The organism is Segatella cerevisiae (genome assembly GCF_024054555.1).
In the GTDB taxonomy this organism is placed as follows: domain Bacteria; phylum Bacteroidota; class Bacteroidia; order Bacteroidales; family Bacteroidaceae; genus Prevotella; species Prevotella cerevisiae.
On the sequence record NZ_JAMXLY010000029.1, the window covers coordinates 1 to 12550 of the forward strand.

General features: G+C 44.0%; 10 protein-coding genes, 4 tRNA genes and 1 rRNA gene. 13 read left to right on the forward strand and 2 right to left on the reverse strand.

Annotated features, from left to right (window positions below):
• Nucleotides 1–7 precede the first annotated feature (7 nt).
• Nucleotides 8–120, forward strand: a 5S ribosomal RNA gene (gene rrf, locus NG821_RS08080).
• Between the two features lie 381 nt (nucleotides 121–501).
• Here rrf and NG821_RS08085 read toward each other — a convergent pair.
• Nucleotides 502–948: a hypothetical protein gene (locus NG821_RS08085; RefSeq protein ID WP_252761156.1), complete on the reverse strand. Its 447-nt coding sequence runs from the start codon at nucleotides 946–948 to the stop codon at nucleotides 502–504.
• 125 nt (nucleotides 949–1073) lie between these two features.
• Between NG821_RS08085 and NG821_RS08090 the strand changes: the two genes are divergently transcribed.
• Both NG821_RS08090 and glgP read left to right on the forward strand, forming a co-directional pair.
• Complete coding sequence (locus NG821_RS08090) at nucleotides 1074–2741, forward strand: glycogen/starch synthase (protein ID WP_252761157.1); 1668 nt, start codon at nucleotides 1074–1076, stop codon at nucleotides 2739–2741.
• Nucleotides 2742–2774: 33 nt separating this feature from the next.
• Entirely contained in the window at nucleotides 2775–5339 is a 2565-nt protein-coding gene (gene glgP / locus NG821_RS08095; protein WP_252761158.1) for an alpha-glucan family phosphorylase, read from the forward strand.
• 234 nt (nucleotides 5340–5573) lie between these two features.
• On the opposite strand, the gene NG821_RS08100 is transcribed toward glgP, so the two are convergent.
• A complete protein-coding gene (locus NG821_RS08100) occupies nucleotides 5574–6512 on the reverse strand; it encodes a ribose-phosphate pyrophosphokinase (RefSeq protein WP_252761159.1) in 939 nt (312 codons plus the stop codon).
• Nucleotides 6513–6765: 253 nt separating this feature from the next.
• Here NG821_RS08100 and nspC point away from each other — a divergent pair, with 253 nt between their 5' ends.
• The 10 genes from nspC to NG821_RS08150 all read left to right on the forward strand — a co-directional run bounded on the left by nspC (nucleotide 6766) and on the right by NG821_RS08150 (nucleotide 12401).
• Complete coding sequence (nspC, locus tag NG821_RS08105; protein ID WP_252761160.1) at nucleotides 6766–7938, forward strand: carboxynorspermidine decarboxylase; 1173 nt, start codon at nucleotides 6766–6768, stop codon at nucleotides 7936–7938.
• A gap of 118 nt (nucleotides 7939–8056) precedes the next feature.
• Nucleotides 8057–8129: transfer RNA gene (locus tag NG821_RS08110), tRNA-Gly, on the forward strand.
• A 34-nt stretch (nucleotides 8130–8163) separates the two neighbouring features.
• A tRNA-Leu gene (locus NG821_RS08115) sits at nucleotides 8164–8245 on the forward strand.
• A 29-nt stretch (nucleotides 8246–8274) separates the two neighbouring features.
• Nucleotides 8275–8358 (forward strand) — tRNA-Leu (locus NG821_RS08120).
• 16 nt (nucleotides 8359–8374) lie between these two features.
• Nucleotides 8375–8447: transfer RNA gene (locus NG821_RS08125), tRNA-Gly, on the forward strand.
• 30 nt (nucleotides 8448–8477) lie between these two features.
• Entirely contained in the window at nucleotides 8478–9035 is a 558-nt protein-coding gene (locus NG821_RS08130) for a hypothetical protein (protein WP_252761161.1), read from the forward strand.
• Between the two features lie 9 nt (nucleotides 9036–9044).
• On the forward strand, nucleotides 9045–9491 hold the full coding sequence (locus tag NG821_RS08135; RefSeq protein ID WP_252761162.1) for a single-stranded DNA-binding protein: 447 nt from the start codon (nucleotides 9045–9047) through the stop codon (nucleotides 9489–9491).
• Between the two features lie 79 nt (nucleotides 9492–9570).
• Entirely contained in the window at nucleotides 9571–10848 is a 1278-nt protein-coding gene (gldE, locus tag NG821_RS08140; protein WP_252761185.1) for a gliding motility-associated protein GldE, read from the forward strand.
• 6 nt (nucleotides 10849–10854) lie between these two features.
• Entirely contained in the window at nucleotides 10855–11472 is a 618-nt protein-coding gene (locus NG821_RS08145; protein ID WP_252761163.1) for a 4'-phosphopantetheinyl transferase family protein, read from the forward strand.
• A 365-nt stretch (nucleotides 11473–11837) separates the two neighbouring features.
• Entirely contained in the window at nucleotides 11838–12401 is a 564-nt protein-coding gene (locus tag NG821_RS08150; RefSeq protein WP_252761164.1) for a hypothetical protein, read from the forward strand.
• Nucleotides 12402–12550: the final 149 nt, after the last annotated feature.

Below are 12550 nucleotides of genomic sequence, written 5' to 3' on the forward strand. Positions count from 1 at the left end.
CGCCAAACCAGGTGGCTTGAGCGGTGGTGTCCCACCTCTTCCCATTCCGAACAGAGAAGTTAAGCCCACTTGCGCCGATGGTACTGCAATGCAATGCGGGAGAGTAGGCAGCCGCCTCCTTTTAAAATAAAAGAGAAGGACTGAAGATGAGGACCCCGGAGGCAGGAATGCTTCCGGGGCCCTCTTTTTGTGTGACGATGGCTCCCGTCAGGGAGCAAAGGTCTTGACAGGGACAGCCTCAGAGACAAGGACATAAAATGGGGCAGTTCATAACCTTGGACTCATTGGTAAGTAGATTCCAGTCCATAATATTAGAATTCTATATTATATTCTTCTGATAATATATCCTTTGGTGATAATCTTGGAATATGGAAGGTAGTTATTCCTTTTTCGTCTCCTTTGCAGAATAAGAAAAGGTGGTATATGTATTGTAATTTGGAGATAATCGATATAAACAATGTTTTTAGTCGGTGATATGGTAATGCGACTATCGTAAATATGTTATGGTACTAATCCTACAGGTCCGGATTTTTGAACAAAAGTCAATTCCGCAGGCATTTTTACCCATTTACGGTTTCGTGCAATTTTTAAGGTGCTGCCTTTGAGTTGTTTAAGGGTATATGTATGGTCTTTATTGAACGTTAAGGTAGCTGTCAGATCTTCACTACCGTAGTCGTTGGTAATACCTATTTCTGCTGTGTTCGGGGATGTGATCTTTGCAGAGGTGAATAACCATTTCCTACCATCATGGACATCACCGAAGAATCCCGGGAGCTTTCCATAAATTTCTTGATGTGGAACGGTGATGTCGTTGGCATAGAAATTGATACTGAGGTAAACCTCATATTTGTCATTATACAAGTATCCTTTGAATACTGTACTGTCAGTCTGGGCATAAGTCGTTAAGGCTATACCCATGAATAATAAGCTGAATAATAGTTTTTTCATATATTCTGTTTCTTGCAAAGTTATTGATTTTAGTTAATAAATCCAATGATTTTGGAAATATTTGACGATTAAATTGCGATATTACTTTTTTTAGTTTATCTTTGTAATGTTTTAGCAAAATCATAATGGAAAAAAACAGACTATTTCCAGACTATATTTTTGAGGCGAGTTGGGAAGTATGTAATAAGGTAGGAGGCATTTATGCTGTCCTTTCAACTCGTGCGAAAACGTTGCAAGATGTGATGAAGGATCATATCTTTTTTATTGGTCCGGATTTGCAGGATCAGCAGAGTAATCCCTATTTTGAAGAAGACGACTCCTTGTTTCCATCGTGGAAACAATCAGCTTCTCGTCAAGGGCTCCGAGTGAGAACAGGGCGTTGGCTTGTGCCGGGAAAGCCTATTACTTTCTTGGTGGACTTCCAACCTTATTTCAAGATCAAAAACCAATTGTATGGTAAATGTTGGGATCTTTTTAGGGTTGATAGTCTGCACGGTTATGGTGATTACGATGAAGCATCTATGTTCTCTTATGCTTCCGGACGAGTTGTAGAAAGTTTTTATCAGTTTTATTTGAACGAAAAGTACAAGGTCATTTTCCATGGAAATGAGTGGATGACAGGTTTAGGACTGTTGTACATTCATTATAAATTGCCCTCTGTTGCCACTTTGTTTACCACTCATGCTACGAGTATCGGTCGTAGTATTGCCGGTAACAATAAACCCCTTTACGCTTATTTCTCTAATTATAATGGAGATCAGATGGCTGTGGAATTGAATATGCAGAGCAAGCACTCGATAGAGAAACAGACGGCTAAATTTGTAGATTGTTTTACCACTGTGAGTGATATTACAGCAAGAGAATGCAAAGAATTACTGGATAAACCGGTAGACGTTGTCCTGCCTAATGGCTTCGAAGACGATTTTGTCCCTCCAGAGCCCCTTTTCACGCAGAAGCGCGAAATTGCCAGAAAGAAATTACTGTCGGTTGCTAATGCTTTATTGGGCACTTCTTTGGATGATCACACTATCATCCTGTCTACGAGTGGAAGATATGAATTTCGAAACAAAGGAATTGACGAATTTATAGAATCCGTGAACAGACTTAAGAAATCCCATGAACTCCATCGACCGATTCTTGCTTTTATATCCGTTCCAGGATGGGTATCAGAGCCGAGGGCAGATCTTATTGAGCGTCTCAAAAGCCAAAAGAAAACGTATGGTCCTTTGGAGAAACCGTATATCACACACTGGTTGCATAATATGGATGATGATAGAATCCTAGGGATGATGGACTATTTGAATTTCCATAATATCAGCAATGACCAAGTGAAATTGATCTTTGTACCCTGCTATTTTGATGGTCATGATGGCATCTTCAATATGACCTATTATGATTTGATCTTAGGAAATGATATGTGTGTGTATCCGTCTTATTATGAACCGTGGGGCTATACACCGCTAGAGGCAATAGCATTTAAAGTACCTTCTATAACAACTGATCTGGCAGGTTTTGGGCTGTGGGTCAATAAAGAACTGGGGAGAGCGGGTACGATTGAAGATGGCGTGCAAGTTGTCCATCGCACAGATTTCAATTATTTTGATGTGGCTGATACCATCATGAATACCATCATCAAGTTTTCCAAGATGACTGATTCTCAGGTGAATGCTTGTCGTACGAAAGCAGGAGAACTTTCGAGAAGAGCTTTGTGGAGCCGTTTCTTTACCTATTATAGGAAAGCTTATGATTTCGCACTCCAAAAAGCCGAAGATAGAAAAGAAAAGAAAAATTGAACGATAGAGAATTGACGATTAAATTTCAAGCGTATGAAAATTAAAGCAGATTATTCTAATGCTCCTCAATGGAAAGATATGACCATCAAGTCACGTCTGCCGGAACAGTTGAGATGTTTAGATGAACTTGCACATAATATGTGGTGGTCATGGAACTATGAAGCCCGTAATTTGTTCAAGAGTTTGGATGGACAACTTTTCGAGGAAGTAGGGCATAACCCGGTGGTCTTGTTGGAGCGGTTGAGCTGTGACCGGAAGATGGCTGTCGTTAAGGACAAAGCGATGATGTCTCGAGTGAAGGACGTCTATACGAAGTTCCGTGACTATATGAATGTCAAACCCGATAAAAGTCGCCCTTCCATAGCTTATTTCAGCATGGAATATGGACTTGACCAGACATTGAAGATCTATTCTGGCGGACTGGGCATGCTTGCCGGAGATTACCTGAAAGAGGCTTCCGATAGCAATGTAGACCTTGTCGGCGTCGGATTCCTCTATCGTTTCGGATATTTCAAGCAGTCCTTGAATATGGACGGACAGCAGATCGCAAAATACGATGCTCAGGATTTTAATTCTCTGCCTATAGAACGCGTCTTGGACAAGGATGGTAATCCTGTCGTGGTGGATGTTCCTTATGTCAACTATCAGGTGCATGCTTATGTCTGGCGCGTGAATGTAGGGCGTATCAAACTCTATCTGTTGGATACTGACAATGATATGAATTCACAGTTCGATCGTCCGATTACCTATAATTTGTATGGCGGCGATTGGGAAAATCGCCTGAAACAGGAAATTCTTCTAGGTATGGGAGGTATTCTGATGCTCAAGAAACTGGGTATTCACAAGACAATCTTCCATTGTAATGAAGGGCATGCAGCTCTCTGTAATCTGCAACGCTTGCTGGACTACGTCGGCTCAGGTTTGAGTTTCAATCAGGCTTTGGAGTTGGTCCGTGCCTCTTCTCTCTACACTGTTCATACACCGGTCCCTGCAGGGCATGATTATTTCGATGAAGGACTATTTGGAAAATATATGGGCGGTTATCCTGCCCGTTTAGGAATCTCCTGGGATGAATTGATCGGAATGGGTCGTCAGAACCCCGATGACCATAATGAGAGATTCTGCATGTCCATATTTGCATGCAATACCTGTCAGGAAGTGAATGGTGTGAGCAAATTGCATGGCTGGACCTCCCAGAAAATGTTTGCTCCGATCTGGAAAGGCTATTATCCTGAAGAGAATCATGTAGGATATGTGACCAATGGCGTGCATTTCCCGACGTGGTGTGCTTCCGAATGGCGGAAACTCTATGATGCTTATTTCGATCCTTCTTTCATGGAAGACCAAAGCAATGAGGAACTCTGGCATGCAATTTATCACGTTGATGACGCGGAAATTTGGCAGACACGTATGGCCCTGAAGAAGAAACTGGTAGATTATATCCGTGAGAAATTCACTCAGACCTGGTTGAAGAATCAGGGTGATCCTGCCCGTGTCGTCTCTTTGTTGGAATGTATCAATCCCAATGCGCTGATGATCGGTTTCTGCAGACGCTTTGCCACTTATAAACGTGCGAATCTTCTTTTCACAGACCTCGACCGTTTGTCGAAGATCGTGAATGATCCCAAGCGACCGGTCTTGTTCTTCTTCTCGGGGAAGGCACATCCTGCTGATGGTGCAGGGCAAGGCTTAATCAAGATGATCTTCGATATCAGCCAGCGTCCTGAATTTTTGGGAAAGATTATCTTCCTCGAAGATTATGATATGCAACTGGCACGTCGTCTGGTATCCGGGTGTGACATCTGGATGAATACGCCTACCCGGCCTTTGGAAGCTTCCGGTACATCTGGTGAAAAAGCCGAGATGAACGGAGTTGTCAATTTGTCTGTCTTAGACGGATGGTGGGTAGAAGGCTATCGTAAAGGTGCCGGCTGGGCACTTCCTCAGAAACGGACCTATCAGAATCAGGCTTATCAGGATAAACTGGATGCCGCTACGATCTATAATCTCCTCGAAAATGAAATCGTACCCCTTTATTACGATAAAGGAAAGGACGGATACAGTCATCAGTGGGTGAAGGTCATCAAAAATTCTATTGCGACTATTGCCCCTCATTATACGATGAAACGCCAGTTGGATGATTATTACGACAAGTTTTATATCAAGGAAGCTACGCGTTTCAAGAAATTATCTGCCAATGACAACCGCCTGGCGAAGGAGATTGCACAATGGAAGGAAGAGGTCGCCCAGCGTTGGGATGCGATTAAGGTCGTCTCCAAAGACACGACAGTACTTGATGACGGAGGAGAGACAGGAGTCAAATACAAGATCCAGTATACGATTGACGAACAAGGATTGAATGATGCCATAGGACTGGAACTGGTCATTTTGAAACCAGTCAATTCGGATGACGACCGTCAGGTCTATAAAGTTTATCCTTTTAAATTGGCAGGTCATGATGGGAACAACTATGTTTATGAGACTGTCTTCGAACCAGAGGTGTCCGGGACATTCCGCAGTTGTGTCCGGATGTATCCCAAGAATCCTAATCTGCCTCATCGGCAGGACTTCTGCTATGTGAAATGGTTAAATGAATAATAATAAGAGAGATTGATAGGGCATCAGGCTTTCTGCCGGTGCCGAATAGGGAAGGGGACCAGCATCATGCTGATCTCCTTTTTTATGGGTCGTCCGTTAAAGTTCCCGTTCATCAGTCCACTTTTGGAAAACACCATATTGTACTGTTTTGTGAACGGTCTTTCTGGCAGGCAATAAAAAATCGGGAAAGGTAACAAGTACCTCCCCCGATTGAAAGTTATTTTGATCAATAATTCAGACTAAATATTGTGATGAAATGCTCTCATTGGCTTCTACGCGACGGATGGTTTCAGCAAACATAGCTGCAACAGAAATCTGTTTAACTTTAGCACATCTGTTGGAATAAGGAATAGAATCAGTGAATACGATTTCTTCCAAGGCAGAGTTTTGGACTCTTTCCGAGGCCGGACCACTCATGACGCAATGAGAGGCACAAGCCCTTACACTCTTGGCACCGGCCTGTTTCATAATGTCTGCAGCCTTAGTGATCGTGCCGGCAGTATCTACCATATCGTCAATGATCACGACATTCTTGCCTTTGACATCACCGATGATCTGCATGCTCCCGACAACATTGGCGCGGGCGCGGGTCTTGTTGCAGAGAACCAGTGGGCATCCCAGGTACTTGGCATACGTGTTTGCGCGTTTTGAACCGCCGACATCAGGAGAGGCGATGACCAGATCCTTGATATGCAAAGACTGAACATAAGGCAGCAGGACAGCGGAAGCGTAGAGATGGTCTACTGGGACATTGAAGAATCCCTGAATCTGGTCAGCATGAAGATCCATCGTAATCAAGCGGTCGATACCGGCTACACTGAGGAGATCAGCCACCAGTTTTGCACCGATGCTCACTCTGGGTTTGTCTTTCCTATCTTGTCTGGCCCAGCCGAAATAGGGGATTACGGCAATGATGTGCCTGGCAGAAGCGCGTTTGGCAGCGTCGATCATCAAGAGCAACTCCATGAGATTGTCCGAATTGGGGAATGTGCTTTGCACCAGAAATAGATCACGGCCGCGAATGGATTCTTCATAGGAAACGGCAAACTCACCGTCTGAAAATCTTGTAACTTGCAATTTCCCTAGAGGAACTCCAAGACTTGCACAGATTTTTTCTGCTAAATACCTTGTGTTTGTACCAGAAAATACCAAAAAAGAGTTTTTTTCGCTCATTACTATAAGTTTATGTTTGAAATATTTGGTTGATATATCCGACTTTCCAGTTATTGATATCTGCTTGTCTTGCAATTTCTCTTATGTGGTAAGGGAATCTGGGATGAGCTTGGCGCAGAACGGGACCTTGACCGATGTCAGATTGGTCGTAGGGATCCTCAATTCCATTGCAAAAGTAAGTATTTTCTATCAAAAAGCGCAAAATATCCGGAATAAAAAACTAACTTTGTCGAAAAATAGAGATTTGATAATAATGAAGGTGAATTCTACAACTTTCCAGGAGATTCACGAACCGATGTATATCTTGGAAGAAGATCTCCTGAGACGAAATCTACAAGTGATCCATTCGATAGCGGAATCAGCTGATGTCGAGATCATCTTGGCTTTGAAAGCTTATTCGTTATGGAAGACGTTTCCCCTGATCAGCGAGTATGTGTCTGCCACTACGGCAAGTTCCTTGAATGAAGCTCGCCTTGGCTATGAAGAGTTTGGCAGTCCGGTCCACACTTACACTCCGGCGTATACCGATGACATGATAGAACAGGTTGCACGCTATTCCAGTCATTTGGTCTTCAATTCCTGGTCGCAGTATACCCGTTATCATGAGCGTGCGCTTCATGCTAATCCTAAACTCAGTATGGGCATCCGCGTCAATCCGGAGTATTCTGAAATTAAGACTGCCCTATATAATCCTTGTGCACCCGGATCAAGGTTCGGCATCATTTCTGCCCAGTTGCCTGATCGTCTGCCTGAAGATATTGAAGGTTTTCATATCCATTGCCATTGTGAGAATGGGGCAGACGTCTTTCAGCGAACCCTCAAGCATATTGAAGAAAAGTTCAGCAATTGGTTTCCACAGTTGAAATGGATCAATTTCGGTGGCGGTCATTTGATGACCCACAAGAAATATGATACCGGTCTGTTGTGTCGTATCCTTCAAGGTTTCCATCAGCGCTATCCAAACTTGAACGTGATCTTGGAACCGGGAAGTGCCTTTGGCTGGCATACCGGACCATTGGTAGCCCAAGTTGTGGATATTGTGGAAAACGGAGGTATTCGGACCGCTATTCTCAATGTCAGTTTTACCTGTCATATGCCGGATTGCTTGGAAATGCCTTACAAACCAGACGTGCGCGGAGCAGAGAAGTTGACATTGGCGAAGGCGAAAGCGCCTGAGGAGTCACATATCTATCGGTTGGGAGGAAACTCCTGTCTGAGTGGCGATTTCATGGGAAGTTGGAAGTTCAAACACGAACTTCAGATCGGTGAAAACATCATCTTCGAAGACATGCTCCACTATACCACAGTCAAGACAAATATGTTCAATGGGGTGCCCCATCCGGCCATCGCTTTCCTACATTCAGACGGCAATCTGGAAATACTCCGGAGGTTTGGTTATGAGGACTATAAGACGCGTATGGATTGATTTTAAACCTTGGGACGCAATGAACTTTTCTAAAAAAATAGACTAAAAATTTGTCAGGTTTAAAAAAAACCGTTACCTTTGCAATCGCATTTGGAGAAATGCCCCTGTAAAGGGATAGGCGGCAATAGCTCAGTTGGTAGAGCGCGACCTTGCCAAGGTCGAGGTCGCGGGTCCGAGTCCCGTTTGCCGCTCAACATTCTGAATAGATGAAAGGTCAAAACCTAAGCCCAGGTGGCGGAATTGGTAGACGCGCACGTTTCAGGTGCGTGTGTTTCACGACGTGCAGGTTCGAGTCCTGTTCTGGGCACTCTTTTATTCAGAATGATTTTATATGTTGGAGAGGTGGCGGAATTGGTAGACGCGCTACTTTGAGGGGGTAGTGAAAATTATTTCGTGGGAGTTCGAGTCTCCTCCTCTTCACTATTTTTTTGCTGTCGCGGCAATAGCTCAGTTGGTAGAGCGCGACCTTGCCAAGGTCGAGGTCGCGGGTCCGAGTCCCGTTTGCCGCTCTTTTTTGGTTGAGGGAAACATACAATTTCATGAATTTATATCTTAGATACTTTGATAAGGAGACATTAGTTTCTAATGTTGACGATGCTATTGAATTCTTAAGGGGCATACCCGAAATTAATTTGGATGAAACGCTCGTTGAGGACATCCGCGACTATGTCGCAAGTGATGTGATGTATCCGAAGCGCTACAAGGTTCGTCCACGAGTTTATTTTATCATAATAAAAACCACTGCTGCTACAATGTTGGATTTCAAGGAAAAGAAGGCGGTACATCCCAATGTGGGTGGTGTCCTGCCTGCAGCTGAAAGGCATGATCTGGCTGCTACGGCTATGACAAGGCTGACAGTTGAGCGCCAAGGCTGGTATGAAGGTTCTTTGGATTTCAAGCGGGTGGTGATGATTCCCGCAACAGGGAAACATGAATATAGGGATACCCATTTCGTGGCTGATGTCAAGGCAATGTCGGGCCAGGACTGTTATAATCGGATCGTGGACCATCTTCGGACACGGGTAGACAGCCGTAGCCAGTTTCCTTCTGCCAAGGGGAAGAATTTCCAGTTTAAGTATTTAGGAATGTGGAAATAAATTGCGCCTATGAACAAGGTCATGTTAATTGGGAATGTCGGTGCAGAGCCGGATGTGAGATACTATGACCGGGATCAGGCTGTAGCTCAGGTCAGTCTTGCCACTACAGAACGTGGCTATACGCTTCAGAACGGCACACAGGTCCCTGATCATACGGACTGGCATCATTTGCTTTTTTATCGCGGCTTGGCTAAGGTCGTAGAGAAATATGTTCACAAAGGTGACCGACTGTATGTAGAAGGCAGGATTCGCTATCGTTCCTATAATGATAAAGAGGGCCGTCGCCATTATGTCACAGAGATTTTGGTGGAAAACATGGAAATGCTTTCTTCTAAGGACAGTTCCGCAGCATCTCAAGCAGGTGCTGCTATGCCGCCTAAGGATCAGGCTCCTGATTCACCTCAGTCCCCGTCTCCTGCACAGGGAGAGGGCGATAAAAATGCCTTACCTTTTTAGTTAAACACTTACGGATTTGTTTATAGCACTTACATCTCAAATCAGTAGTTGGGTGAGTTTTCAACCTGTTACGTTGAGCATGCTGGCAGCGGCAGTCTTAACCGTTGTTCTCCTATGGTTGTCTGGATTTACCAGTGCTTCGGAGATTGCTTTTTTCAGTCTTTCCCCCGATGATCTGGATAATCTGGATCCGGAGAAAAACGCTAAAGACAAATTGATCCAGAGTTTTCGTAATGATTCAGAAAGGACTCTTGCTGCAATCCTCATTACGAATGAATTCGTCAACGTCATGATCATTATGCTCAGTAATTATATACTGAGTTCATGGTTGCATTTCCAAGTTGCATGGTTGCAGTTTGTCTGCATCACCGTCCTGTTGACATTCCTGATCCTGCTCTTTGGTGAGATCATGCCGAAACTGTATAGTCGTCAGGATCCGCTTCGTTTTTGCCGTAAGGCAGTAGGGGGAATTCTTTTCATGCGCCGTTTGTTTTGGCCTTTGGAGAGTTTGCTGATCAAAGGTGGTTCCCTTGCGGAGCGGGCAGTGCCTAAGGAAAATCGCCAGTTGAGTGTCGATGATCTTCAGCAGGCTTTGGAACTGACGGATATGGATGACATCAAGAATGAGCAGAGCATGCTTCAAGGGATTATCCGTTTTGGGGATGAGACTGCGAAAGAGGTCATGACGACACGTCAGGATATCGTGTTCTTGGACATGAGAAGCCCTTACCCCGATGTCTTGAAATTTATCGTAAAGAACAATTACAGCCGTATTCCTGTTTATCAGAAGAATACAGATAATGTGCGGGGCATCCTTTACATCAAGGACCTTCTGCCGTATCTGGATAAACCTTCGAATTTCAGATGGCAGAGTTTGATCCGTCCCCCTTATTTTGTACCGGAGACGAAACCTATTGATGACCTGCTCCGTGAGTTTCAGGATAACAGAGTGCACATGGCGATTGTGGTCGATGAATTCGGCGGTACGAGTGGCCTTGTGACCTTGGATGATATTCTGGAAGAGATCGTCGGTGAGATCAATGACGAGTATGATGAAGATGAGAAATTTTATAAGAAGATAGGTGACCATATCTATATTTTTGAAGGAAAGACTTTGTTGAGCGATGTCTGCAAGATCCTGAACCTTCCCGATGATGAATTTGATGACGCTGCAGGAGATGCCGATTCACTTGCCGGTCTGCTTTTGGAACTCAAGGGGGATTTTCCGGTTCTGCATGAGCAAATCACGTATAAGAATTACAGTTTTGAGGTGATGGCTATCGAGGGCCGTCGGATCAGCAAGGTCAAGGTAAAAGTTTTTCCGCCTGCTGTCAAAGAGGATAAAACAGAGGACTGATCAGGTATGGCACTTTTGGCAACTCGCTCTTTGGGGCCTGATATTTTCTTGGGACTTTGGGCTATTCAGGAGACAGAGGAAGAATTCTTCCGTATGGAACCTGAACTCTCTGCTTTACGTCAATTTTGTTTTGAGCATTATCACAGTCAGGCACGACGATTAGAGTTCCTGGCAGTACGTGCATTGGTTCACCGTCTTGTTCCGGAAGAGCCTCTGACTATCGGACATGAGGAGAGCGGAAAACCTACGTTATCGGGTTGGTCTATCAGTATCAGTCACACCGTGGGATATGCTGCAGTCCTTCTTTCCAAAAAAGACCCCGTAGGAATTGATATTGAATATTACAGTAACCGCGTTGAGAAAGTTGCATCCCGGTTTCTTAGGGCAGATGAGCAGGCGCCGGACCTAAGTAGTCTCCTCATTCATTGGAGTGCCAAGGAGACGGTCTATAAATATGATTCGGAAGAGCATCTCAGGTATGATGAGATGCGGGTACATCCATTCTCGCTTCAGGATACCTTTTGCCTGGTAGACGATTTGAAAGTTCACCGGCAACTCAAAGTTTTCTTCGAGGTCCATCGGGATTTTGTCCTGACTTTTACTTATGGTCGTCAGAGCGATTGATGATATCTTTTGAAAACAGGCAAGGATAAGTCCTGATTACAAGGCATTCCTATATGCCATTCCTTATCATTTTCCCCATCGTATTTTTACAAGAGTTTGATGAATTCAATAAAGGACGATTGGAGTATCAATTGTCCCTAGAACATTAATGTGTGTTTTATTTGGCAATAGAGGCTTGCAATTAGATGTATTTTTACTATCTTTGCATAGAGAAACAGTTGAGATGTCAGTGGGATGTGAACAGATTGACTGGTGACCAACTCGAATTTTAATATCTTTGCATGAGGGGGAGTCGTGACATCATCCTCCATTCATTTGCCTTTCAGAAAGGCTCTGGTACTATAAATAAATTTAAATTTTTGATTATGAGAAAATTCTTTTTTACTTTGATGCTGAGTTTGGTGTTTGCTTTGGGAGTCCAAGCTCAGGCAACGATACCTGAACCGACCTTAGCGGAACAAACTCTGATTCTGACCTCTGACACAGGTGGAGCACTTTTGGACACGGAGAACGGCACGTTGAAAGTTAAGTCAGGTACAAGTCCTTCTCTCATTATTGCAGGTAAAGTTAAGGCAACGTTGACATTACAAGGCGTAGCTTCAATCAGTAAGGATAGAGGCGGCAAAACGACCCGGCTCATCGTCAAGGCTAAAGGTAATGCGGCAGATCCAAATTCCTTTATGGATATTCTCAAATTTCAGGTAAAAGGCAAGGAACGTCGCTATCAATTTTCCGGGACGGACACTCCTTCGTCATCCGAAACAGGGAATCTGTCAAGAGTCCAATACAATGCGAAAAGATACGGTCAAAGTTCTTTTCTCATCACTATGGATAATCTGACGCCGGGTGAATATGGAGTTGTTTTTAGAGATTCTATCACCGGCAATACCCAAGACAGTTTGAAGGTTACGACATTTACAGTAAAATAATCTGCCCTTGACTTTGACCGTAATCACTGAGGACAAATCTCTTAGAAAAGAGTAATCGGTGAAGTGGGGTGGATCATCTTTGACGACAGACTTGTCTATCGGCAAGTTGTTACCGGAAAGGCAATTTTATCCCGATTGAAAGATTGCGT

What these genes read in the sequence shown, in the direction of transcription:
- NG821_RS08085 (WP_252761156.1), bottom strand. Translation starts at nt 948, where the DNA reads ATGAAAAAACTATTATTCAGCTTATTATTCATGGGTATAGCCTTAACG.
- NG821_RS08090 (WP_252761157.1), top strand. Translation starts at nt 1,074, where the DNA reads ATGGAAAAAAACAGACTATTTCCAGACTATATTTTTGAGGCGAGTTGG.
- glgP (WP_252761158.1), top strand. Translation starts at nt 2,775, where the DNA reads ATGAAAATTAAAGCAGATTATTCTAATGCTCCTCAATGGAAAGATATG.
- NG821_RS08100 (WP_252761159.1), bottom strand. Translation starts at nt 6,512, where the DNA reads ATGAGCGAAAAAAACTCTTTTTTGGTATTTTCTGGTACAAACACAAGG.
- nspC (WP_252761160.1), top strand. Translation starts at nt 6,766, where the DNA reads ATGAAGGTGAATTCTACAACTTTCCAGGAGATTCACGAACCGATGTAT.
- NG821_RS08130 (WP_252761161.1), top strand. Translation starts at nt 8,478, where the DNA reads ATGAATTTATATCTTAGATACTTTGATAAGGAGACATTAGTTTCTAAT.
- NG821_RS08135 (WP_252761162.1), top strand. Translation starts at nt 9,045, where the DNA reads ATGAACAAGGTCATGTTAATTGGGAATGTCGGTGCAGAGCCGGATGTG.
- gldE (WP_252761185.1), top strand. Translation starts at nt 9,571, where the DNA reads ATGCTGGCAGCGGCAGTCTTAACCGTTGTTCTCCTATGGTTGTCTGGA.
- NG821_RS08145 (WP_252761163.1), top strand. Translation starts at nt 10,855, where the DNA reads ATGGCACTTTTGGCAACTCGCTCTTTGGGGCCTGATATTTTCTTGGGA.
- NG821_RS08150 (WP_252761164.1), top strand. Translation starts at nt 11,838, where the DNA reads ATGAGAAAATTCTTTTTTACTTTGATGCTGAGTTTGGTGTTTGCTTTG.